Source organism: Pseudomonas weihenstephanensis, from assembly GCF_001043055.1.
GTDB classification, from domain to species: Bacteria; Pseudomonadota; Gammaproteobacteria; order Pseudomonadales; family Pseudomonadaceae; genus Aquipseudomonas; species Aquipseudomonas weihenstephanensis.
Window position 1 is genome coordinate 623,301 of the sequence record NZ_JYLF01000003.1, and the last position, 22,332, is coordinate 645,632.

The 22,332-nt window shown below is 56.7% G+C and carries 18 protein-coding genes, 1 tRNA gene and 4 pseudogenes; 5 read left to right on the top strand and 18 right to left on the bottom strand.

The genetic code is table 11. The features are described 5' to 3' along the window. Positions 1-55: 55 nt before the first annotated feature. The 8 genes and pseudogenes from TU86_RS10490 to TU86_RS23270 all read right to left on the bottom strand — a co-directional run. The gene (locus TU86_RS10490; protein WP_048364217.1) at positions 56-910 is read right to left on the bottom strand and encodes a DNA cytosine methyltransferase; all 855 of its coding nucleotides are present in this window, start codon (positions 908-910) and stop codon (positions 56-58) included. Further along, positions 871-1,070 (bottom strand): annotated as a pseudogene (locus TU86_RS23665) (Com family DNA-binding transcriptional regulator). The gene TU86_RS10490 and the pseudogene TU86_RS23665 overlap by 40 nt, the downstream one beginning before the upstream one ends. 4 nt (positions 1,071-1,074) lie before the next feature. Next, a complete protein-coding gene (locus tag TU86_RS23495; RefSeq protein WP_275575747.1) occupies positions 1,075-1,200 on the bottom strand; it encodes a hypothetical protein in 126 nt (41 codons plus the stop codon). A 93-nt stretch (positions 1,201-1,293) separates the two neighbouring features. Further along, a pseudogene (locus tag TU86_RS23145) lies at positions 1,294-1,641 on the bottom strand (hypothetical protein); the annotation flags it as partial. Further along, positions 1,638-2,177, bottom strand: a complete 540-nt coding sequence (locus TU86_RS10500) for a baseplate complex protein (RefSeq protein ID WP_048364218.1) — start codon at positions 2,175-2,177, stop codon at positions 1,638-1,640. The pseudogene TU86_RS23145 and the gene TU86_RS10500, both read right to left, overlap by 4 nt. After that, complete coding sequence (locus TU86_RS23575) at positions 2,174-2,533, bottom strand: hypothetical protein (RefSeq protein WP_157395892.1); 360 nt, start codon at positions 2,531-2,533, stop codon at positions 2,174-2,176. The genes TU86_RS10500 and TU86_RS23575 overlap by 4 nt, the downstream gene beginning before the upstream one ends. A 102-nt stretch (positions 2,534-2,635) precedes the next feature. Next, positions 2,636-3,046, bottom strand: coding sequence for a hypothetical protein (locus TU86_RS23580; protein ID WP_338053663.1), 411 nt, complete (start codon positions 3,044-3,046; stop codon positions 2,636-2,638). 58 nt (positions 3,047-3,104) lie between these two features. Then, positions 3,105-3,341 (bottom strand): annotated as a pseudogene (locus tag TU86_RS23270) (GPO family capsid scaffolding protein); the annotation flags it as partial. An 86-nt stretch (positions 3,342-3,427) separates the two neighbouring features. Here TU86_RS23270 and TU86_RS22435 point away from each other — a divergent pair. Next, positions 3,428-3,661, top strand: a pseudogene (locus TU86_RS22435) (tyrosine-type recombinase/integrase); the annotation flags it as partial. 24 nt (positions 3,662-3,685) lie between these two features. Continuing rightward, positions 3,686-4,813 carry an SH3 domain-containing protein gene (locus TU86_RS10510; protein WP_048364219.1) on the top strand — a complete coding sequence of 376 codons (1,128 nt, stop codon included), beginning with the start codon at positions 3,686-3,688 and terminating at the stop codon, positions 4,811-4,813. A 117-nt stretch (positions 4,814-4,930) separates the two neighbouring features. Here TU86_RS10510 and TU86_RS10515 read toward each other — a convergent pair. The 5 genes from TU86_RS10515 to rpsU form a co-directional block, all read right to left on the bottom strand. Then, a tRNA-Ile gene (locus TU86_RS10515) sits at positions 4,931-5,007 on the bottom strand. A gap of 15 nt (positions 5,008-5,022) precedes the next feature. After that, entirely contained in the window at positions 5,023-8,394 is a 3,372-nt protein-coding gene (locus tag TU86_RS10520) for a bifunctional diguanylate cyclase/phosphodiesterase (protein WP_048364220.1), read from the bottom strand. A 133-nt stretch (positions 8,395-8,527) separates the two neighbouring features. Further along, positions 8,528-10,375, bottom strand: a complete 1,848-nt coding sequence (gene rpoD / locus TU86_RS10525) for an RNA polymerase sigma factor RpoD (RefSeq protein WP_048364221.1) — start codon at positions 10,373-10,375, stop codon at positions 8,528-8,530. A 67-nt stretch (positions 10,376-10,442) separates the two neighbouring features. Then, a complete protein-coding gene (dnaG, locus tag TU86_RS10530) occupies positions 10,443-12,392 on the bottom strand; it encodes a DNA primase (RefSeq protein ID WP_048364222.1) in 1,950 nt (649 codons plus the stop codon). 472 nt (positions 12,393-12,864) lie between these two features. Beyond that, positions 12,865-13,080, bottom strand: coding sequence for a 30S ribosomal protein S21 (gene rpsU, locus TU86_RS10535; RefSeq protein ID WP_002551877.1), 216 nt, complete (start codon positions 13,078-13,080; stop codon positions 12,865-12,867). Positions 13,081-13,278: 198 nt separating this feature from the next. Between rpsU and tsaD the strand changes: the two genes are divergently transcribed. Beyond that, complete coding sequence (gene tsaD, locus TU86_RS10540) at positions 13,279-14,304, top strand: tRNA (adenosine(37)-N6)-threonylcarbamoyltransferase complex transferase subunit TsaD (RefSeq protein ID WP_048364223.1); 1,026 nt, start codon at positions 13,279-13,281, stop codon at positions 14,302-14,304. Between the two features lie 52 nt (positions 14,305-14,356). On the opposite strand, the gene plsY is transcribed toward tsaD, so the two are convergent. Next, positions 14,357-14,926, bottom strand: coding sequence for a glycerol-3-phosphate 1-O-acyltransferase PlsY (gene plsY, locus TU86_RS10545; protein ID WP_048364224.1), 570 nt, complete (start codon positions 14,924-14,926; stop codon positions 14,357-14,359). A gap of 74 nt (positions 14,927-15,000) precedes the next feature. Between plsY and folB the strand changes: the two genes are divergently transcribed. Together folB and folK are read left to right on the top strand one after the other, a co-directional pair. Further along, on the top strand, positions 15,001-15,354 hold the full coding sequence (folB, locus tag TU86_RS10550; RefSeq protein ID WP_048364225.1) for a dihydroneopterin aldolase: 354 nt from the start codon (positions 15,001-15,003) through the stop codon (positions 15,352-15,354). Further along, positions 15,345-15,881 (top strand): 2-amino-4-hydroxy-6-hydroxymethyldihydropteridine diphosphokinase, encoded by a 537-nt coding sequence (gene folK, locus TU86_RS10555; protein ID WP_048364226.1) that lies wholly within the window; start codon positions 15,345-15,347, stop codon positions 15,879-15,881. Before folB ends, folK begins: the two co-directional genes overlap by 10 nt. 112 nt (positions 15,882-15,993) lie before the next feature. Here the strand turns inward: folK and TU86_RS10560 are convergent, their stop codons facing one another. The 4 genes from TU86_RS10560 to TU86_RS10575 form a co-directional block, all read right to left on the bottom strand. Then, entirely contained in the window at positions 15,994-17,223 is a 1,230-nt protein-coding gene (locus TU86_RS10560) for a multifunctional CCA addition/repair protein (RefSeq protein WP_048364227.1), read from the bottom strand. A gap of 60 nt (positions 17,224-17,283) precedes the next feature. Then, positions 17,284-18,846: a SpoVR family protein gene (locus TU86_RS10565; RefSeq protein ID WP_048364228.1), complete on the bottom strand. Its 1,563-nt coding sequence runs from the start codon at positions 18,844-18,846 to the stop codon at positions 17,284-17,286. Then, the gene (locus TU86_RS10570) at positions 18,843-20,117 is read right to left on the bottom strand and encodes a YeaH/YhbH family protein (RefSeq protein ID WP_048364229.1); all 1,275 of its coding nucleotides are present in this window, start codon (positions 20,115-20,117) and stop codon (positions 18,843-18,845) included. Before TU86_RS10570 ends, TU86_RS10565 begins: the two co-directional genes overlap by 4 nt. 113 nt (positions 20,118-20,230) lie before the next feature. Then, a complete protein-coding gene (locus TU86_RS10575; protein WP_048364230.1) occupies positions 20,231-22,153 on the bottom strand; it encodes a PrkA family serine protein kinase in 1,923 nt (640 codons plus the stop codon). Positions 22,154-22,332: the final 179 nt, after the last annotated feature.

The window sequence follows — 22,332 nt, forward strand, 5'->3', positions numbered from 1 at the left end:
CCGGCGTGACGTGGGTAGGATCACCAACAGTTCGAAGCATCCCAGCCCCGTCACTCTAATCCTCTGAGCTCATCAACCCCCGCCCAACCCACTCCGCCACCTGCGTAACAACGGCATTTCCGGCACCAAAAGCCTCCGCAAGGTTGGCCGCATCCAGTCCGAGGCAAAGCCCATCATCTTCAGCCGTTCGCTGCCGCTCAACCATCTGATCCCATCCGTGCGGTTCAGCGACGAGAGTGGTACAGCCCATAGTGGTTTGGGATCCGGCTTTGTTTGCCAATAGAGTATTGGCAGCCCAGGCATCCGCGGGGCGTGGCCAGCGCTGCGATTGATACGCTGGAGATATTGCGTCCACTGGCGCGGCGTCAGCCAGGAACTGGATGGGGGGCATACGTCGATAACCGGCGACCAGGAATACCCGGCGACGTTGCTGGGGGACTCCGAAATATTGAGCATTAAGCACTCGCCAAAATCCCACATACCCGCATTCCGCAAGGGCCCGGATGACTGTCTCAAAGTCTCGGCTATCGTTGACAGCGAGCAGGTTAACGACGTTCTCAAGGACCACCCAGCGAGGTTGTGTTTCTTTGAGGATTCGTATGACTTCCCAAAACAATCCGCTGCGCTCACCTTGCAGTTCTCGGGTGGCGCGGTTGTTCTCCCGGCAGCCTGCAATGCTGATGTCCTGGCAGGGGAAACCTGCGGTGATGACATCGACGGCGCACAAGTTGTGGGCCCCGCACTGGCGTACGTCTTCAAATTGGCGTGCATGGGGAAATCGCTCGGCAAGCACAGCCCGGTTGACGGGGTTGAGCTCGACTCGCCAAGCGGTGCGGTATCCGGCGTTTTCAAATCCGACATCAAAGCCTCCTATGCCTGCGAACAGGCTGCCAATGGTGGGTTGCTGCATGCTTGAACTCGTTGTTCTGGATGCTCGCGGCACGCTGGCGGGAGGCTCTGGGCCTTCAAATGGTTCAGTGTCCGGCAACGGGGCACTTGATCTGTAATTCATCAAAACCGCTGATAGCGGCGAGTTTGCGGGCGCAGTGACCGCAACGTATGTCTTGCATTGATTCATCCGGTAATGGGTTTCAACTGCCCGGCCAGTACCTGGGCAGATCCTGCATGCGTTGAAAATTCACTGGCATTCCCCGGCGGCGGTGTCGGGCCGTGGGTGTGGCTGGCGATGGCGATGTTCATCTACTCCACCAGGTCGAGCAGGTCGCATAGCACTTTCAGGACGTTGACCCCTTCGGATCCCAGCCAGGTCCTGGGCGCCTGCAACCGTTGGCCTACCCGAAAGCGCAGCCCTGTCAGCCGGCTGACTTCAGCCACTACCGCGCTCAAGTCCACATGGCGCAGTGCCAGAGGCAGTGGATAACTCAAAATCGCTGCTAGCTCCCGGCAAAACAGTACTTGCTCATACGGGTTCGCGCTGGTGCAGCGCTCTATATAGCCGACAAAGTGCCGCTGCGAGGGCTTGTCGTTGTAGCCCAGATCCAGCGTGACCAGCCCGCGCACAGGCGCTTGAGCCTTGATCGTCAAGCTGGCACGACCGGGATTGTGCAAGTTCAAACGCACGTCGTGGTACACCAGATCGAAGGGCTGGCCGTTGACGCTGATCACCACGTGGGCCTTCATCGGGCGGGTCCCAGGTAGTCATCCACGCGCTTCAAGATGCTCTCAAACCCGCTTAATTCGGGGGTGTTGGCTTCGTGGGGCACAGAGGCGGCGGCCACACTGCTACCGCTGCCGGTCTGCTGGTTAACCTTGTTCGCTGGGCGGCGTGTCTCGACCCGTTCCGGGTTCGATAGCTTCTCGCTGAGCGTGAACTGCACGCGCCAGGCGGCCAGGCTGTCGTCTTCTCGGGCGATAATGGTGTCGCTGAAATTCGCCTGTCGCACGCCGAAAGCCTCGGCAGTGTCGTTGACCACTCGGTATGTCTTGCGCTGCCCGCCATCTACCGTGGTTTCTGACAGGCGCATCAACTCCATCAGATGTGCGCGGTCGCGATAGGGAATCAGCAACGAGACCGTCAGCGTTTTGGGTTTGAACCCTTTGTGTGAGCTGTCGGTGTTGCTGGTCTGCCCGGACAAATCACCCCTCTCTATCCTCAGATTGGCGGTCACCTTCAGCGACTTGCCGTTGGCCTTCTGTCCATCGAGCAGCAGCGTCATAGACCCACCAGTTCCTGAACGAAACTCAACCCTTCTTTTGACCCCAGCAGTATCAAACCTGCGCACAGCACCCATTCATGGCCCGGTGCGTTGCCCGTCAGCAAGTCGCTGCGTATTTTTGCGTAGTGCCCGGGGCCAACCAAGCGCACAACCATGGCTGCGTCCGGATTCGGGCTCGCCAATTGGTTCTGTAAATTCTTTAGCTGCTGATCGCGGGCAGCAACCTGCCTAGCTTTACGTGCAGCAAGTGCTGATAAATCGGTCAGCGGCGAACGGCCTGCCGAGTAGTTTTCCAGTCCTGCCAGTTGGCCGGAAAGCGATTGCTTGGCCGCCCTGGTGATCGTGCAGTGCTCCAAGGGCAGGGTCCCCCAACGCGGTAGCGAAGGGGCGCTGGGCAAAAACCACTTTTCAGCCTCAAGGCGCGACAGATATCGGGCGCGCTTCTCACTGCGCACCAGTTAGGGCACTGGCAGCAGGGCATTGAAGCGTGACAACGTTTCAGCTAACTGTTTGTAGTGGGTGGCCCGGAAGATGATCGCGAGGGCGTACCGATCAACACCCGCTTGCCGTTCAAGCGAGCCGTCCAACAGCTTGTCACCGAGCAATGCTAGCAGATTGGGTGCCGACAGAAAGCGCTGATATCCGCGCCCCTGCCCGACACCACTTTGAAAGGGAGTAATGACCAGGCAGGTGAGTGAGTGCCCCATCTGCTCTGTCATGGCGACACGGCCAGCTTCGATAGCAGCTTTTGCAGCAGGCCCTACCGGCCCGGGGTTGGTGCTGGTCAATCCGCCGAGGCTGGCCAGTCGTTTGGTGGTGCCCGCAAGTTTGGTGCCGGCCAGTGCCTTTGCCGGGCCTAAAGCGTTCATCCACGCTGGTGAACAGCTTCTGCGCTTCTTTTTTGAGCTGGAGCAGGCGGTCGTTGGGGGCCAGTTTGGCGAACAGCGCGACGTTCCCACCATCTATGTCTTCTGCTTTGACCTCGACCACGCTGCCGAAATTGCCCATGTAGCGAATGTGTTCAAACCAGATCACGGCGGTGTAGGTGGCGGGATTATAGGTGTCCGCAATGTCGCGCAGGTCCTGTGGATCAATCGTGCGGCCGTCGGCGGTTTTGCTGCTGGTGGCGACACGTTTCCAGTCAGAAACAAGGGATCGTGGCATGGGCTGTTCGCTTGGGTGGGTTGCGTATGGCGCCACGATAGGCAGCCGCAACCTGGTGTACAAACGGATCCATTGCGGGCTGTGCGTACAACACGTTCCGCCGGTCAGTAAAGTCAGTTGGGATTAGCCTGCCTGATGGCCAAATGACTCATGTTTTGCGGCATACATTTGCCAGTCACTATATGATGAATGGCGGGGATATTTTGACCCTGCAGCGAGTGTTGGGGCATGCAACATTAGCAATGACGCAGAAGTATGCGCACTTTAGTCCGGGGCATATGGCGGAGGTTGTTAATTTGAATCCTCTCGCTAACAAATAATAAAACTGAGGGAGTGGTGGGGCGATGGATGAAGACGATAAAAAGAAACAGCGTGGGGATGCGCTGAAGAAGATGCAGGATTTATTTAATAAGCCAATGTATGCCAGTATTCTTGCCAATAGTCCGGCTGAGCAACTTGGAAAAACTCTAGACGTAGTTTCTCTTATGAAGCTTGATGGCATTGCAGAGCAGATTCTCAACGCGCAGAAAGCCGTTGCGTTCGTGAAGGTCGGCGGTGGAATTACGGAACAGATACTCAAGGCGCAGGAAGCCGTTTCTGTCATGAAGAGTGGCGGCTTTATAGATCAGATTAGCAAGGCGCAGGAAGCAGTTAGCTCTCTCAGGCTTGGCGGTATTGCGCAGCAGCTTAGTTTGGCGCATGAAGCAGTTTCTTCTATAAGAACTAGCGGTTTTGCAGAACAGATTCTTAAAGCTCAAGAAGCTGTTTCTGGTATGAAGTTGGGGCGTTATGCTGAACTGTTAGGGCAGATCAATAAGTCTGGGATAGGCACCGTATCGAGTAATATGCTAGGTTTGTCGCAAAGTGCTAAATGGTTTGAGATTCAAAAAAAATCAGCGCTATATAGCTATCTTGCAACGGTAGAGTCAGCAGATGGTTTGGCTTTTTTGGATCTTCAAGAAGGTTTAGATCCTGCTTCGGTTACATTGGATGTTAGTACTTGGGAGGAAGTGTCTGCTGCCCAGCCCGAAGTAGAAAAAGAAATTATTGGCCTGTTAAAAAGTCGTGGCGATCTTAGTCAACTCTCACATCAGTCCAAGAGACACTTGTGCGTAATCTATTTGTTGTTGTTTCTTGAGCTGATGAATCATGCCTCGGCGCTTATCACTGTTGGTACTTGGGTAGAGGGCATAGTTGCGTCCGCAGGAACGTCTAGCGAGGTACGCAAGCAATTTAAGGGGCTCTCGGAGGCGCAAAAGGCATTGCTGGAGGGGCAGTGCGTTACCACAGGAGAGCAAGTGATCTTACGATCGTCGTTCAGTACTGATTCCCCTGAACTCGGACGCCTGGCGCGAGGTGTGTTTCTAGATGTGTTGGAAGGGTCTAAAGATGGATGGGTTTATGTCCTGGCAGAGATCGATGGTGAGGCGGTTGAGGGCTGGGTTGCGCGTCGGTACGTGGTGGTTTTCTGAGCCGGTTTTTTTGAAGTGTGGACGGTTTGTGGACGGAAACCGGTTTTTGGAGCTTTTTGAAAAGCCAAAACCCACCCCCCAGAAACACGAAAGCCGCGCAGTGCGCGGCTTTGAGTATGGTGGGCCCAGTAGGACTCGAACCTACGACCAAGGGATTATGAGTCCCCTGCTCTAACCAACTGAGCTATAGGCCCTCAGTAGGCCGCGGATTATAACGATGGTTTCTCTACAGTGCTATCCGAAAAGTCTGAAATAGAGATACGAAGAAATGTCGCAGCGAATTCTTCTGCCGATAAAGGCACGCTAACGATGTAGCCCTGAATTTGCTCGCAGCCTGCCTGGGCTAGGAAATCTTGTTGGGCGAGGTTTTCTACGCCTTCTGCAATGACGGTGAATTGCATGCTGCGACCCAAGGCGATGATGGCGCGCACGATGGCCGCGTCATGTGGGTCGTCCGGCAGCCCACGGATGAAGGATTGGTCTATTTTCAGGGTGTCCAGCGGCAGTCGCTTGAGGTAACTGAGCGAAGAGTAACCGGTGCCGAAGTCGTCGATGGCCAGTTGCACGCCCAGGCGTTTGAGTTGGTGCAGCACTTTAAGCGCTTCTTCGGTTTGGCTCATGATGAAGTTTTCAGTGATCTCCAGTTGCAGGCAGTCGGGTTTCAAGCCGTGACTGTTGAGTAACTGGCGGATACGTCCGACAAGACGAGGCTGGTGCAACTGGGCGCCGGCAAGGTTAACCGACACCGGGCCAAAAGGTTCGTAACCCTGATTCCAGATGTTTAGTTGTGCGCACGCGTGCTCCAGTACCCAATCGCCCACCTGGATGATCATGCCGTTTTCTTCGGCCAGATGAATAAAGCGCTCGGGCGGAATAACGCCCAGCGTGGGATGAGTCCAGCGAATCAGTGCTTCGGCGCCCACCAGCGTAAAATCAAGCAGGCTGATTTTGGGTTGATAGAACAGGGACAGCTCATTGCGTTCAAGGGCGCGCCGCAGCTCTTGCTCAAGCACCACGCGCTCACGCGCTTGTGAGGTGAGGTCGTGGGTGTAGCGCTCCACACGGTTGCGGCCTTTGAGCTTGGAGCGGTACATGGCGGCATCGGCATTTTTAACCAGTGTGGCAACGTCGCTGCCGTCATCCGGGTAAACACTGGTGCCGATGCTGGCACTGATAAACAGTTCGTGTTCGCCAGCAGGAAAGGGCGCGTTGAAACACGTCAGCAGCTTGTCGGCAATCAGTTCGGCATCGTGGGGTTGGTGCAGGCCCGGCAGCAGGATGATGAATTCGTCGCCGCCCAGGCGGGCGACGGTATCGATATCGCGCAATTGCTCTTTCAGGCGCGTTGCGATGCCCTTGAGCAAAAGATCGCCGACGGGATGGCCCAGGCTGTCGTTGATGTTTTTGAAACGATCGAGGTCCAGAAACAGGACGGCGCCGCATTTGCCTTGTGTGCTGTGCTCGTTAAGAGCGTGTTGCAGTCGGTTTTCGAACAATAAGCGGTTGGGCAAACTGGTCAGCGGGTCGTGATGGGCTTGATAGTCAAGGCGCGCCTGAGCGTGTTTGAGGCTGGAAATGTCGGCAAACACGGCCACAAAGTGGGTCACGATATTTTCGGTATTGCGCACTGCGCTAATGGTCATCCAACTGGGGTAAAACTCACCATTTTTGCGTTTGTTGCAAATTTCGCCCTGCCAGTGCCCTTCACTTGTGAGTTGGTGCCACATCGCGGCATAGAACGCGCTGTCGTGCTGGCCGGAGGCGAGTATGCGGGGCGTATGGCCCAATGCTTCACGTTCGCTGTAGCCAGTGATTTCACTAAAGGCGCGGTTTACGGCGGTGATTTTTTGCTGTGGGTTGGTGAATAAAATACCTTCGGCCGTGCTTTCAAAGACGGTGGCCGTTTGTTGCAGTTTTTCCTGCATGTGTTGGCGTTCGGTGATGTCGCGAGCGATGGTCAGCATGCACGCTTCGCCGCCTATCATCAGCGGACGGCTGGAAACTTCGCACAAGCGAATGCGGCCACTTTTGTGCCGCAGGTTGCACCTGAAATCACGGACAAAGCCATGTTGTTTCAGCAATGCCAACAATTCATTGCGCTGGTGCAGGTCGGCCCAAATCTTCAGGTCCAGGGATGAGCGGTTCAGCGCGCTGGCCGTGTCGTAGCCGCTCAGCCGGCTGAACCCCTCATTGATTTCGATCAGCAGGCCATCGCTTTGGCGGCTCAACAACAAGCCATCGGGGGAGGCGTGAAAGGCTTTGGCGAACTTCTCTTCCGACAGGCGCAGGGCTTCTTCGGTGTGTTTGGCTTCGCTGATATTGATCATGAGGCCGCGCAGAACGGGTTTTTCGTTGTGGTGGGTGAGGCTGATGATGTCGCGTAGCCACAGGGTTCTGCCGTCAGCGGTGAGTACGCGATAGTCGATGCTGTGGTCGCGGCCCGCGCTGATCTCTTGGTTGCAGAAGGTTTGGGTTCGGTCCAGGTCATCGGGGTGAACGATTTTGGCCCAGAAACCCGGTACTAACCAATCCGCCAACGGGTAACCAATTAACGCTTCGGCTTGAGGGGACACGTAGGTGTAGGTGTAGTCATCCAGATGCGCCTCCCATGCAATAGCCGACAGACTTTCGACCAGCCCTCTGTAGCGGTATTCGCTGCTGCGCAGTTCTTGTTCAAGGGCGATACGGCGGGAAATTTCGGAGCTCAGGCGTCGGTTGATCCGAATTACCACCACCAAGACGCTGACCAGCAACAGGATGCCCGGCAATACATAGAGCAGCACGCCGCGCCACAGGGGGCCGTAGTCGTTAGTGTTGCCGATCCAGCGTTCCTGGATGGCCTGGAGTTCGCGTGGGCTTATATCGGCCATGACTTTATCGAGCAGGCGCAGCAAAACGGCCTGATCTTTAGGCACGGCCATTGCCAATTGATAGCGGTAGGGCGTTTCGCCACTGACGTACAAACCATCCAGTTTGAGTTGGCGCAAACTCCACACACTGGAGGCCAGATCGCCGACCATCGCATCCACTTGGTCGGTGGCCAATGCTTGCAATGCGGAGCTGACATTGGGCAGTGCCACCAGATTCAGGTCGGGGTGTTGGGCCTGAAGCAGCTCGTGGGGGGCATAGTTTTCAACCACCGCGACTTTCAAACCGTATAGGTCTTTGATGGTTTTTGGTGAGGCCCCGCCTTTGTGCGCCAGGATCACTATCGGGAAGTCGAGGTAGGGACGCGTAAAGGCCAAGCTTTTTTGCCGCTCGGGGGTCGACATGATGCCGGGCAGCCAATCCAGATTGCCCTCTTTGGCCAGCGTTAGCACGTTGCTCCAGCTGTACGGCTCCACGGGTTTTATCGTTACGCCGAGTCGGTCTTTGATCAGTTGCACGTAGTCCGCAGCAAGACCGGTGTAGAGACCTTTTTCATCGCGGAATTCGAAAGGCGGCCACGTAGCATCGATCCCCAGGCGCAGCTCAGGGTGGTTATCCAGCCACTGGCGCTCTTCATCGGTCAGCGTCAGGGCGTTTGCCGTTGCCGTCCAGGCGATGAACAGTAAGCAGAGGGGGGCTATCAGTCGGGGCATGCGCGTCTCGCTCTACGCTCGGGTGAGTCGAGTGTAGACGGGGGCAGGGCGCGAGGATGTGCAGAGGGGAAAAGAAGGTGAAGCGTGTGGCGGGCACATAGCAAAACCCCCGGCAGGGCCGGGGGTTTTGGGATCACTCGTCGAGGAAGGAGCGCAAATGCTCGCTTCTCGTCGGGTGGCGCAGCTTGCGCAGCGCTTTGGCTTCGATCTGGCGAATCCGCTCACGGGTCACGTCGAACTGCTTACCAACCTCCTCAAGGGTGTGGTCGGTATTCATGTCGATACCGAAACGCATGCGCAGTACCTTGGCTTCACGGGCTGTGAGGCCGCCGAGTACGTCGCGTGTCGCTTCTTTAAGGCTCTCAACCGTGGCGACATCGATTGGCGACTGCATAGTCGAGTCTTCGATGAAGTCACCCAAGTGGGAGTCTTCGTCATCACCGATCGGGGTTTCCATGGAGATCGGCTCTTTAGCGATCTTCAATACCTTGCGGATTTTATCCTCAGGCATTTCCATGCGTTCACCCAGCTCTTCCGGGGTCGGTTCACGGCCCATTTCCTGCAACATCTGACGGGAAATACGGTTGAGCTTGTTGATCGTCTCGATCATGTGCACCGGGATACGGATGGTGCGGGCCTGGTCGGCAATCGAGCGAGTGATCGCCTGACGGATCCACCAGGTGGCATAAGTCGAGAATTTGTAGCCGCGGCGGTATTCAAACTTGTCTACCGCTTTCATCAAGCCGATGTTGCCTTCCTGGATCAAGTCGAGGAACTGCAAGCCACGGTTGGTGTACTTCTTGGCGATGGAGATCACCAGACGCAAGTTGGCTTCAACCATCTCTTTTTTCGCGCGGCGGGCCTTGGCCTCACCGATCGACATGCGACGGTTGATGTCCTTGATCTCGGCAATCTTCAAGCCGGTTTCAGCTTCCAGGGCCGACAGCTTTTGCTGGCAACGGATGATGTCCGGTTGCAGGCGACCAATGGCTTCAGCGTATTTGCTTTTGCCCTTGGCCAGCGCGTCGCTCCAGCTTTCGTCGACTTCATTGCCCGGGAACAGGCGCAAGAAATCGGTACGCGGCATACGTGCATCACGTACACACAGCTGCATGATGGCTCGCTCTTGCGCACGCAGACGCTCCAGGGCGCTACGAACACGTTCAACCAGGCCTTCGAATTGCTTCGGGACCAGCTTGATTGGCATGAACAGCTCAGCCAGGGCAACCAGCTCGGCAATTGCCTGCTTGCTGTCGCGACCGTGCTTTTTCAGGGCCTTGCGAGTAATTTCCATCTGATCGGAAACGGCGCCAAAGCGCTGTGCCGCGATGATTGGGTCGGGGCCACTTTCGACCTCTTCCTCTTCTTCGCTGGCCTCTTCCTTATCGTCCTCTTCGTCATCACCTTCGGCTTTCACCTTGGGGTCGACAGGAGGCGGAATCTCGGCTGCGGGCGGCGCAATACCGTCGTCCGGGTCGATATAACCGCTCAGGACGTCAGACAGGCGACCACCTTCGGTGGTGACACGAGTGTACTCGGAGAGAATATGGTCAACCGTGCCAGGGAAGTGCGCGATTGCGCCCATCACTTCACGGATGCCTTCTTCAATACGCTTGGCGATTTCAATTTCGCCTTCGCGTGTCAGCAGTTCTACCGTGCCCATTTCACGCATATACATGCGCACAGGGTCGGTAGTGCGACCGATATCGGTTTCTACTGCCGCCAACGCTGCGGCTGCTTCTTCAGCAGCGGCTTCGTCGGTGTCAGCATCGGCCAACATAAGGGCGTCCGCATCCGGAGCACTCTCGTGTACGGGGATCCCCATGTCATTAATCATGCGGATGATGTCTTCCACTTGCTCCGGATCTGAAATATCTTCGGGCAGGTGGTCGTTGACCTCTGCGTAAGTCAGATACTTCTGCTCACGGCCGAGGGTGATCAACTCTTTGATACGAGACTGCTGTTGCGCTTTTCCGGACATAACACCCTATCCACTGAAGGTCTTGGCGGGCAAAAAACAAGCCGAGGATTATACCTTAGCTATGACCTCACGCGCCAGTTGAGGTCGGGTTTGATGCAGGATTATTGCGACTTAGGAGGTCGCGTAACTGATTTTTCTCCTCGGTACTGAGCTCGCCTTGACGTGCTTTTCGAAGAAGTTGCTCTAAATTTCGCTCGCGTTGACGAGCTGACAAGCTTGTTATGGTGTCGAAAAACTGTTGTTCAAGGTTATCGGCATCAATTAGCCACTCCTTTTCCAGCAGCCTTTGCAGTAAGCGACCCTGTTCAGTGCCGTGCCAGCGCGACAGTAACTGGATAGAGCTTAGCTTAGGATTTTTCTGTACAGCCTCTACCAGTGCAATCAATAGCTGGTTGTTCGTCTGATCTTCGGCTGCAAAGTGCTCGGCATCCTCAACTTTTTTAGCCAGTTGAGGGTGATGCAGCAGTGTGCGCAGGGCGGTCAGGGTGGGCGGTTCAACGCCCACGGGGATCCACGCCTGTTCGCGCTCGCCGCCACGCTTGCCCTTTTTGTCCCACGGTTTGTTTTCCCACTTTTTGCCGCCAGCGCCGGTTTTTTTCGGCGTCCATTCCTGTTGGGGGATGTAGGCGTCTGGCTGCTGGAAGTCGCTGTAATCCGGCATGGCGTCGTAATCAATGCCGGGGTCGTAGGCGGGTTGCGCGGGTGGGGGAGCACTTTGCGCCAGTTGGCTGACCGCTTCGCTGTTGAGACCGGTTATTTCGCTTAAATGCTGACGCATCAAGTTGCGCAGGTTGGCGCCGGGCACTTTATCGATAAGCGGCGCTGCCAGCGTGGCCATGTGGGCCTTGCCTTCAAGCGAGCGCGGATCGGTTTCTTCCGTCAGTTGCTGGAAGAAGTAGTCGGCCAGCGGCTGAGCGTGCTGATTGATTCGCGCCTTGAATGCATCGCTGCCTTCGGACCGCACCAGGGTGTCCGGGTCTTCGCCTTCGGGTAAAAACAGGAAGCGTGCCCGGCGGCCGTCTTGCAAGCAGGGCAGCGTGGCTTCCAGTGCGCGCCAGGCGGCATTGCGGCCTGCCTGGTCGCCGTCAAAGCAAAACAATACGCTGGGCACCACGCGAAACAGACGTTTCATGTGCTCTTCGCTGGTCGCGGTGCCGAGTGTTGCAACGGCATTGCGCAGCCCTTGTTGGGCCAGTGCAATAACGTCCATATAGCCTTCAACCACGATAATTTCATCGAGGCTGCGATTGAACTTTCGCGCTTCGAACAGCCCGTACAGTTCCTGGCCTTTGTGAAAAACCGGGGTTTCCGGGGAGTTCAGGTATTTGGGTTTGTCGTCGCCCAGTACGCGGCCACCGAAGGCGATGATGCGGCCACGGCTGTCGCGGATCGGAAACATCACGCGATCGCGAAAGCGGTCGTAGCGTTTGCCGGTCTCTGCGTTTTCGACCAGCAAGCCTGCATCGATCATGGCTTTTTGCTGGAGCGTGTCATTGCTCAGGTGCTTGAACAGGTTGTCCCAGCCGGGTGGGGCGAAGCCCAGTCCGAAGTCGCGGGCGATCTCGCCGGTCAGGCCGCGACCTTTGAGGTACTCCACAGCCGATTTACGCGCCGGGTGGCTTTTCAGGGCTTGACGGTAAAAGTCGGCGGCAGCGGTCAGCAACGGGTAAAGCGGGGAGTCGGTCGGCTGGCGTGGTTTGTGCGGGCGACCGCTTTCTTCCCGGGGGATTTCCATGCCCGCGGCTTTGGCCAGTTCTTCGACGGCCTGGGGGAAGTCCAGGTTGTCGTGGTCCATGATGAAGCCGAGAGCGTTCCCCCCTGCGCCGCAGCCAAAGCAGTAATAAAACTGTTTGTCCGGGCTGACGCTGAAGGAGGGGGTCTTTTCTTTGTGGAAGGGGCAGCAGGCGGTGTAGTTTTTGCCTGCTTTCTTCATTTGCACGCGTGAGCTGACGACATCGACGATATCGGTGCGGTTCAGAAGGTCGTCAATAAAGCTCTGGGGGATTAACCCTGCCATAGCGTTCTCGTCATCTCAGCGCAAAAAAATAGCCGAATAAATGGGCTTGGTCATCAGGGCGTGCAGGCGAAAGCGCTGCTCGAACGTGTGGCGTCTGCTCAATCATGTCGGGAAGTGTATCTGTCGAAGCTCCGTAGACTCGGGTTTAAATCTGAGTGAATGGGTTCGAAAATGTCACGCTCTGAGTCCGGCATTGACCAATGGCTGGTCTCGGATAGCTCATAAGCAGGCAGGGGAGAGATGCCTTGGGCTGATCGTCTTTAAGGAAAATCAGAGGTGTGTGCTCGTCGGTAGCCTTGAAAGGCTCGTCAGTAAAGACGTGCACCGCTGGCTTATAGGCCAGGTCTGACGTGTGTAGCTTTTGTCGCGGTCGCATCTGCGGCCTTGACGATAGTGCGTGTAACTTGCTGCAACTGCCTACGGCCCGGCTTTAGGCCGGGCTTGGCAGAAGCATGCAACGAACGTCTGTGTATTAGTACAGACGAACGGCGCGGCGCTGCTCGCGCTGAACTTTCTTCGCGTGACGCTTAACAGCAGCTGCTGCCTTACGCTTACGCTCAGAAGTCGGCTTCTCGTAAAATTCGCGGCTGCGAACTTCAGCCAGTACACCGGCTTTTTCGCAGGAGCGCTTGAAACGACGCAGAGCTACGTCGAAGGGTTCGTTCTCTTTTACTTTGACGGCTGGCATCCAGAGCTACCTTCATTCATTACCGGGGTCAACGTCTCAAGGCAAAATCGCGTTGGAAGACGTCGGTTTTTAAGGGTTGCGGATGTTAACCCCTCATCGCCCGGAATGCAAAGCCTCTGATCGAAAACCGCTGGCCGGGGGCGGTAGTGGCGACTATTATGCGCGCCTTCGAATTTAGCCTCTACAAGGCGCAAACCCATGCTAGTACTGGGATTAGAAACTTCCTGCGACGAAACCGGCGTCGCGCTATACGACAGTGAGCGCGGGCTTTTAGCCGATGCGCTGTTCAGTCAGATCGACCTGCACCGCGCTTATGGCGGTGTGGTGCCGGAGCTGGCGTCACGCGATCACGTCAAACGCATGCTGCCCTTGATTCGTCAGGTGCTGGCCGAGGCAGACTGCGTGCCCACAGAGATTGACGCTATCGCCTACACGGCGGGTCCGGGGTTGGTCGGGGCCTTGCTGGTCGGGGCTTCGTGCGCTCAGGCACTGGCTTTTGCCTGGGGCATTCCGGCACTGGGCGTGCACCACATGGAAGGCCACTTGCTGGCCCCTATGCTGGAGGAGCAGCCCCCCGAGTTCCCGTTCGTCGCTTTGTTGGTCTCGGGTGGTCACACGCAGCTGGTGCGCGTGGATGGCATCGGTCAATACGAGTTGCTCGGCGAGACGCTCGACGACGCCGCAGGTGAGGCGTTTGACAAGACCGCGAAGATGATGGGGCTCAACTATCCAGGCGGTCCTGAAATCGCACGTCTGGCCGCTCACGGGGTTGCGGGGCGCTTTGTGTTCCCACGCCCGATGACGGACCGTCCGGGCCTTGCATTCAGCTTCAGTGGGTTGAAAACCTTCGCCTTGAACACATGGCAGCGCTGCGTAACGGCGGGCGATGACAGTGAGCAAACGCGCAGCGATATCGCGCTGGCGTTCCAGCAGGCAGTGGTCGAAACCTTAACCATCAAGTGCAAGCGCGCGCTTAAGCAGGCGGGCATGAAGCGTCTGGTGATTGCGGGCGGCGTGAGTGCCAATACGGCATTGCGCGCTTCACTGGAGAAAATGCTCGGCGAGATGAATGGCAACGTGTTCTATGCGCGTCCTGAGTTCTGTACAGACAACGGCGCGATGATTGCGTTTGCAGGTTGCCAGCGTTTGCAGGCCGGTCAGCACGAAAGCCTGGCAATCAGCGTGCAGGCACGCTGGCCAATGGAGCAACTGAGTCCGCTGTGAGGTTGAACGGGCGCGGACGTTGCCGAATATGAGCTTTTTTCATTTGGCGCATTCAGAAATGCCGTTCGCGCCCGGCCAGCAGGTCGCGTAAATTGCCGCGGTGGCGCCACACAATCAGTGCGGTCAGTGCACACATGGGCAGCAGGGCGGCGGGTTCTTGCCAGGCCAGTAATGGCAGGGTCAGAGGGGTGGCAATCAGGGCGGCGAGTGAGCTGGTGCGGGTGAGTTGAAAGGTCAATAGCCACGCAGCTACGGCCAGCAGGGCAGCGGGCGGGTACAGTGCCAGCAGCATGCCGGCAGCCGTGGCGACGCCTTTTCCGCCCCTGAAGCGGAAGAAGGCCGGGTACATGTGGCCGATGACGGCGAAGACGCCGATCCAGGCTTGTTGCTGGAGTGCGAAGTCGAGTTGGTTGGCGAGCAAGACAGGCAGCAAGCCTTTGCACAGGTCGCCGAGCAACGTGAGGATGGCCAGTTTTTTACCGGCCAGGCGCAACATATTGGTCGCGCCCGCATTGCCTGAGCCACTCATTCGCGGATCGGGGTTACCGGTCAGGCGGCTGAGCAAAATGGCGAAGGACAGCGAGCCAAGCAGGTAGGCGATAATCGCCAGTAACCAAAACATGCTAACTATTCCGGGCGAGGACGCCCTGATTCTAACGGCGCATTGCGCCCTTGTCGTGCTGCGGAGAAGAGTGCTTGGACAGAGTGTTTATCGAAGGCCTGGAAGTTGACACCGTAATCGGTGCTTATGACTGGGAGCGTGGCATCCGTCAGTGTTTGCGCCTTGATCTGAGTTTTGCGTGGGACAACCGCCCGGCTGCTGCGGGGGATGACCTGACACTGGCATTGGACTACGCCAGTGTGTCGGCGCGTATTCAGGCATTTGCCGACCAGGCTCAATTCCAGTTGGTTGAAACCTTTGCCGAGCGTTTGGCCGAGGTGTTGATGAACGAATTTAATATTCCCTGGCTGCATCTCAAATTGACCAAGCCTGGTGCCGTTGCGGCGGCCACTGGGGTGGGTGTGGAGATAGAGCGCGGATGTCGCTAACTCAGGTCTTTCTCGGGCTGGGCAGCAATGTCGAGCGCGAAACGCATTTGCGCGCAGGTCTTGATGCACTGGCGGGTTTTCTTCGGGGCGTGAATTGCTCGCCAGTGTTTGAAAGTCAGCCGGTGGGGATCAAAAGCGGACCCTTTTTCAACCTCGTAGTGTCGGCTGAAACGGATCTTTCGTTGCCTGAGTTGAGTCGACGTTTGAAACTTATCGAAGCGGATAACGGACGATATGCTCAGGATCGCAAAGGTTTGCCCTTGGACATCGACGTGTTGTTTTACGGTGACCTCACGGGCAATTTCGACGGATTGATCTTGCCGCGTGCTGAAATTCTCACCAATGCCTTCGTGCTATGGCCGTTGTCGCTAATGGCCACGGAAAGGGTTCATCCGGGTACAGGTAAAACGCTGGGCCAAATGTGGGCAGACGCGCAAATCGATCAAGTGCTCGTACCCGCCGCATTCGAATGGCGCGGTGTGCCGTTGACGCCGGCAAACATGCTGCCCCCCTGTCCGTTGTTGTAGTCGCTGTCGAGGCGCGAGGCTGCGGCGCGGGTAGCATCACCCCCGCAAGCAGCCTCGCATGACGCGTCAGCGACAGGTTTTGCGTCCGAGGTCGTGGCAACCTGTTTCGGCATCAGTTTTTGGCGGCGTCTTTGTAGGCTTGCAGTGCCTTGAGTCGCTCGCGCTTGAGGGCCTCTCCCAGGTCCGGGCCTTTGAAACCCTGTTCAAGCAGGGGTTGGACTGCGACGCTCAGGGCTGCCTGTGCCGCTCCTCGCAGGTAATCCGCTTGTGGATAAGGCCGGTTTTCTAGCCCCAACCGTCCCTTGGCATCCATCTCGCACGCCACGATGAACTCTTCAAAGCGTTGCGGCCGACGGTACACGTCAAAACGTTGCAACAACTCCAGTAAGGTCGATGCCTTGAGTTCAAGCGCGCGATGGCCGTGGGTGTGGTATTCGCCGACCAACATGGCCAATTCCTGACAGTCCCGAGGCACTTTAAAACGTTCATTGATGGCTTTAATCAGGCGCTGTCCCTTGTGCTCGTGGGCGATGTGCCGCGGCCACTCGCTCTCGCGGGTCAGCCCTTTGCCCACGTCATGCAGCAGACACGCCCAGCGCACGGTCAGGGGCTGATGATGCCGCGCCGCTTGTTCAAGCACGCTTAGGGTGTGAACACCACTGTCTATTTCGGGATGGTGGGCAGGGGGCTGCGGCACGCCAAACAGTGCGTTTACCTCGGGTAACAGCACGTGCAGTGCACCGCAACTGCGCAACACTTCGATAAATACCTGTGGGTGGTCTTCCATCAGTGCTCGGGAGATTTCTTTCCAGCAGCGCTCGGGTGTCAGGGCTTGCAGTTCGCCTGAGGCAGACAATTGGCGCATCAGTTCCAGGGTTTCGGCAGCCACCTTGAAACCCAGCCCGGCATAGCGCGCAGCAAAGCGTGCAACGCGCAACACTCGCAGCGGATCTTCGGCGAATGCGGGTGAAACGTGACGCAATATCCGGGCTTCCAGGTCCTGTTGGCCATGATACGGGTCGGTGATATTGCCAGCGTTATCTTCAGCCATCGCGTTGATGGTCAGGTCGCGGCGAATCAGGTCTTCTTCGAGGGTGACGTCGGGGCTGGCATGGAACACAAAACCGCCATAGCCATGACCACTTTTGCGCTCGGTGCGGGCCAGCGCGTACTCCTCACCCGTCTTGGGGTGCAGGAACACAGGGAAGTCGGAGCCTACAGGGCGAAAGCCCTTGGCGAGCATTTGCTCGGCACTGGCGCCTACCACCACCCAGTCGATGTCGGTGACCGGTTTGCCCAACAAGCGATCACGTACTGCCCCGCCGACTTTATAGATCTGCATAAAAAACCTCCGTTAGCGCGACAGGATAACCGCTGCGCCGCACAAACGGAGGCCCTTGTGTCACAGGTGGAGGGCGCTGAGATCCAGTCGCGCGTAGTCCATCTCGCCATGCTCGCCTTTGGGCGGCACATGATGGACTTTCATGATCTGATCGCCTTGCAGGGTTTCGAGGTGGATATCAAAGCCCCACAGACGATGCAGGTGTTTGAGTACTTCGTCGGTGGACTCGCCCAGGGGTTTGCGGTCATGTTGTTGGTGGCGCAGGGTGAGCGAACGGTCGCCGCGCCGGTCGATGCTCCAGATTTGCACGTTGGGTTCGCGATTGCCCAGATTGTATTGAGCGGCCAAGGTTTCTCGAATGATGCGATAGCCGTTTTCGTCGTGAATGGCCGGGACCAGCAAGTCGTCTTTCTGGTCGTCATCCATGATGCTGAACAGCTTCAGGTCTCGGATCACTTTAGGAGACAAGTATTGCAGGATAAAACTCTCGTCTTTAAAGCTGCTCATGGCGAACTTGATACTCGACAGCCAGTCGCTGCCGGCCATGTCCGGGAACCAGTGATAATCCTCTTCGGTGGGTGCTTCGCAGATGCGCCGGATGTCGCGGTACATTGCAAAACCTAACGCGTAGGGGTTGATGCCGCTGTAGTAAGGGCTGTCGAAGCCGGGTTGAAACACGACGCTGGTGTGGGACGTGAGGAACTCCATCATGAAGCCTTCGGTCACAAGCCCCTCGTCGTAGAGGTCGTTCATCAGGGTGTAGTGCCAGAAGGTCGCCCAGCCTTCGTTCATGACTTGGGTTTGGCGCTGCGGGTAAAAATACTGAGCGATTTTGCGCACGATTCGTACGATTTCGCGCTGCCAAGGCTCCAACAGCGGAGCGTGTTTTTCGATGAAGTACAGAATGTTTTCCTGCGGTTCATCGGGGAAGCGAGCGTTGTCTTTTTCGCTGAACTTGTCTGCGCCTTTGGGAATGGTGCGCCACAGATCGTTGATCTGTTTTTGCAGGTGCTCTTCGCGGTCTTTTTGCCGGCGGCGTTCTTCCTCGGCAGAAATCGGATACGGCCGTTTGTAGCGATCGACCCCGTAATTCATCAGCGCATGGCAGGAGTCGAGCAGGTCTTCAACAGCATCAATGCCGTGGCGTTCTTCGCACTGCATGATGTACTGCTTGGCGAACACCAGGTAGTCGATGATCGAGCTGGCGTCGGTCCAGGTGCGAAACAGGTAATTGCCCTTGAAGAAGCTGTTGTGGCCGTAGCAGGCGTGCGCGACCACCAGCGCTTGCATGCAGATGGTGTTTTCTTCCATCAGATAAGCGATGCACGGGTCTGAGTTTATGACGATTTCGTAGGCCAGCCCCATCTGTCCACGGGTGTAGGACTTCTCGGTGCTCAAGAAGTGTTTGCCATAGGACCAATGGTGATAGCCAAGCGGCATGCCTACGGAGGCGTAGGCATCCATCATTTGTTCAGCGGTGATGACTTCTATCTGGTTGGGGTAGGTGTCCAACGCATAGCGTTCGGCCAAGCGTCCGATCTCACGGTCATAGGCCTGAATCAGTTCAAAGGTCCACTCTGAGCCAGTGGAGATGGGATGGCGTTTATTCTCTTTGGCGGTCATGTCACTAACCTGCGCTGGAAGAGTTCACGGAAGACCGGGTAGATATCGCCGGCCGAAACTAATTGCTGCTGGGCGAAGGTGTCGCTAAACGCCTCGCTGATGCGTTCGTACTCGTACCAGAGTGCCTGATGCTCGCGGGGGGTAATTTCCACGTAAGTGTAGTACTGGACGAACGGCATGATCTGGTTGATCAAAATGTCGCGGCAAATGGGGGAATCGTCGTTCCAGTTGTCGCCGTCGGACGCTTGTGCGGCGTAGATATTCCATTCGTTGGTGGGGTAGCGCTCAGCCATGATCTCCTGCATCAGTTTGAGTGCGCTGGACACAATGGTGCCGCCGGTTTCCCGGGAATAGAAAAACTCTTCTTCGTCCACTTCACGGGCGCTGGTGTGGTGGCGAATAAACACCACGTCGATCTTGTCGTAGTTCCGTTTCAGAAACAGGTACAGCAGGATGAAGAAGCGCTTGGCGATGTCTTTGGTGGCCTGCGTCATGGAGCCGGAAACGTCCATCAGGCAGAACATCACGGCTTTGGAGCTGGGGTTGGGTTGTTTGACCAGCAAGTTGTACTTGAGGTCGAAGGTGTCGAGGAACGGCACGCGATGAATCCGCGCGCTGAGTTTCTCGATTTCGCTCTCTATTTCTTTGATATCGCCGAAGTTGTCAGGCTCTTCGCGCTTTAGTCGCTCAAGTTCAGCGTTGGCCTCTTTAAGTTTTTTACGGCTGCTGCCCGTCAGGGCGATACGCCTCGCGTGGGCTGAGCGCAGGGTGCGAATGATGTTGATGCGCGACGGGTTGCCCTCATTGCTGATGCCCGCGCGTACGGTTTTGAAGGTGTCAGTGCCGGTCAGGTTGCGTTTGACCAGGTTGGGCAGTTCGAGGTCTTCGAACATGAATTCGAGGAACTCTTCCTGTGTGATCTGGAACACGAACTCATCCATGCCTTCGCCGGAGTTGCCCGCCTTGCCAGGCCCGCCGCCACCGCCTGAGCCGCCTTGCGGGCGCTGGATATGTTCGCCGCTGGTGAACTCCTTGTTGCCGGGGTGGACGACGGTTTGTTTGCCGCCACGGCCATGATGGAGCACCGGCTCGTCGATATCGCGGCCTGGAATGCTGATTTGTTCGCCATGCTCCATGTCTGTAATGGAGCGGCGACCTACGGCTTCTTCGACGGCCTTTTTAATGTGGTCGCGATAGCGGCGCAGGAAGCGCTGGCGGTTTACCGTGCTCTTGTTCTTGCCGTTGAGGCGTCGATCGATCACATAGCTCATAAGCCCTCCGGGCAGCTTCAAGGGGTGAGCGGCAAGCTGCAAGTTGAAGCGCTCCCGGTGTGGGGCTTATGCGCTTTTTACGTGCAACCTGCTGCTGGGTGCCTGGCGCTGCATCACTGCGATTTTCTGACCCGCAGGTACCACTCGGAGAGCAGTCGTACTTGTTTGTCGGTGTAGCCGCGTTCGACCATTCGGGTCACAAAGTCGTTGTGTTTCTGTTGGTCCTCTTTGCTCGCTTTGGCGTTGAAGCTGATGACCGGCAGCAGGTCTTCAGTGTTGGAGAACATTTTCTTCTCGATCACGACCCGCAGTTTTTCGTAGCTGAGCCAGGTCGGATTTTTGCCGTTGTTGTTGGCACGGGCGCGCAACACGAAGTTGACGATTTCGTTGCGGAAATCTTTCGGGTTGCTGATGCCGGCCGGTTTTTCGATTTTTTCCAGCTCCTCGTTGAGCGCCACGCGGTTGAGGATTTCGCCGGTTTCGGGATCGCGGTACTCCTGATCCTGAATCCAGAAGTCTGCGTAAAGCACGTAGCGGTCGAAGATGTTCTGTCCGTATTCGCTGTAGGACTCCAGGTACGCGGTCTGGATCTCTTTGCCGATGAACTCGATATAGCGTGGTGCCAGGTACTCTTTCAGGAACCGCAGATAACGTTCGCGGGTTTCAGGCTGGAACTGTTCCTGTTCGATCTGCTGTTCGAGCACATACAGCAGGTGCACCGGGTTGGCGGCAATTTCGTGCGGGTCGAAGTTGAACACCTTGGACAGGATCTTGAAGGCAAAGCGGGTCGACAGGCCGTTCATGCCTTCGTCTACGCCAGCCGTGTCGCGGTACTCCTGAATGGATTTGGCTTTCGGATCGGTGTCTTTGAGGTTTTCACCGTCATACACGCGCATCTTGGAGTAGATATTGGAGTTTTCTGGCTCTTTGAGGCGTGACAGTACGGTGAACTGAGCGAGCATCTTCAGGGTGTCAGGCGCGCAGTGGGCTTTGGCCAGCGAGCTGTTGAACAGCAATTTGTCGTAGATTTTGACTTCGTCGCTGACGCGCAGGCAGTACGGCACTTTGACGATGTAAATCCGGTCGATAAACGCTTCGTTGTTTTTGTTGTTGCGGAAGGTATGCCACTCCGACTCGTTGGAGTGCGCCAGCAAGACTCCGGTAAACGGAATCGCCCCCAGCCCTTCGGTGCTGTTGTAGTTGCCTTCTTGAGTGGCGGTAAGCAGCGGGTGCAGCACCTTGATCGGCGCTTTAAACATTTCGACGAACTCCATCAGGCCCTGGTTGGCCCGGCACAGTGCGCCCGAGTAGCTGTAAGCATCGGCGTCGTTCTGTGGGAATTCTTCGAGTTTGCGTATATCAACCTTACCCACCAGCGCAGAAATGTCCTGGTTGTTCTCATCACCCGGCTCGGTTTTTGCCACTGCGATCTGGTTGAGGATGGAGGGATAGAGCTTGACCACGCGAAATTGGCTGATGTCACCGCCAAACTCGGCCAGCCGTTTGGTGGCCCACGGCGACATGATGGTGCTCAGGTAGCGCTTGGAAATCCCGAAGTCTTCTTCAAGGATGGCGCCATCTTCGGTGGCGTTGAACAGCCCCAGTGGCGACTCGAATACGGGCGAGCCTTTAATGGCATAGAACGGCACCTTCTCGATCAGCTGTTTGAGCTTTTCAGCCAGCGAGGACTTGCCGCCGCCCACCGGGCCGAGCAGGTAGAGGATTTGTTTCTTTTCTTCCAGCCCTTGGGCGGCGTGGCGGAAATACGAGACGATCTGTTCAATGCATTCTTCCATTCCATGGAAGTCAGCAAAGGCCGGATAACGGCGAATCACTTTGTTGGAGAAGATTCGCGACAGGCGAGAGTTGGTCGAGGTGTCCAGCAGTTCCGGTTCACCGATGGCCAGCAGCAGCCTTTCGGCGGCAGAGGCGTAAGCGCTTTTGTCGTTTTTGCACAGCTCAAGGTATTCCTGGAGCGTGAGCTCTTCTTGGCGTGTGGATTCAAAGCGTTGTTGGAAGTGGCTAAAAATACTCATGACGTCACCTCGCTCGATACGTGGAGCCGGCGATTGATCGGTCAGTTCGAGTGCTGGCATGCAGCAACGTTGCAGTCGCTGTGTACCCCCCAGGACACCATCAAAGGGGCTAACCCTTTGAAGTTACTACTGATGATCCATACGCCGGTGTACCGGCTCTCCCCAGATTCGGATGGCCT

Excerpts from the sequence above, each read along its gene's own strand:
- TU86_RS10490 (WP_048364217.1), bottom strand. The coding sequence starts at position 910 with ATGCAGCAACCCACCATTGGCAGCCTGTTCGCAGGCATAGGAGGCTTT.
- TU86_RS23495 (WP_275575747.1), bottom strand. The coding sequence starts at position 1,200 with ATGAACATCGCCATCGCCAGCCACACCCACGGCCCGACACCGCCGCCG.
- TU86_RS10500 (WP_048364218.1), bottom strand. The coding sequence starts at position 2,177 with ATGACGCTGCTGCTCGATGGACAGAAGGCCAACGGCAAGTCGCTGAAG.
- TU86_RS23580 (WP_338053663.1), bottom strand. The coding sequence starts at position 3,046 with ATGAACGCTTTAGGCCCGGCAAAGGCACTGGCCGGCACCAAACTTGCG.
- TU86_RS10510 (WP_048364219.1), top strand. The coding sequence starts at position 3,686 with ATGGATGAAGACGATAAAAAGAAACAGCGTGGGGATGCGCTGAAGAAG.
- TU86_RS10520 (WP_048364220.1), bottom strand. The coding sequence starts at position 8,394 with ATGCCCCGACTGATAGCCCCCCTCTGCTTACTGTTCATCGCCTGGACG.
- rpoD (WP_048364221.1), bottom strand. The coding sequence starts at position 10,375 with ATGTCCGGAAAAGCGCAACAGCAGTCTCGTATCAAAGAGTTGATCACC.
- dnaG (WP_048364222.1), bottom strand. The coding sequence starts at position 12,392 with ATGGCAGGGTTAATCCCCCAGAGCTTTATTGACGACCTTCTGAACCGC.
- rpsU (WP_002551877.1), bottom strand. The coding sequence starts at position 13,080 with ATGCCAGCCGTCAAAGTAAAAGAGAACGAACCCTTCGACGTAGCTCTG.
- tsaD (WP_048364223.1), top strand. The coding sequence starts at position 13,279 with ATGCTAGTACTGGGATTAGAAACTTCCTGCGACGAAACCGGCGTCGCG.
- plsY (WP_048364224.1), bottom strand. The coding sequence starts at position 14,926 with ATGTTTTGGTTACTGGCGATTATCGCCTACCTGCTTGGCTCGCTGTCC.
- folK (WP_048364226.1), top strand. The coding sequence starts at position 15,345 with ATGTCGCTAACTCAGGTCTTTCTCGGGCTGGGCAGCAATGTCGAGCGC.
- TU86_RS10560 (WP_048364227.1), bottom strand. The coding sequence starts at position 17,223 with ATGCAGATCTATAAAGTCGGCGGGGCAGTACGTGATCGCTTGTTGGGC.
- TU86_RS10565 (WP_048364228.1), bottom strand. The coding sequence starts at position 18,846 with ATGACCGCCAAAGAGAATAAACGCCATCCCATCTCCACTGGCTCAGAG.
- TU86_RS10570 (WP_048364229.1), bottom strand. The coding sequence starts at position 20,117 with ATGAGCTATGTGATCGATCGACGCCTCAACGGCAAGAACAAGAGCACG.
- TU86_RS10575 (WP_048364230.1), bottom strand. The coding sequence starts at position 22,153 with ATGAGTATTTTTAGCCACTTCCAACAACGCTTTGAATCCACACGCCAA.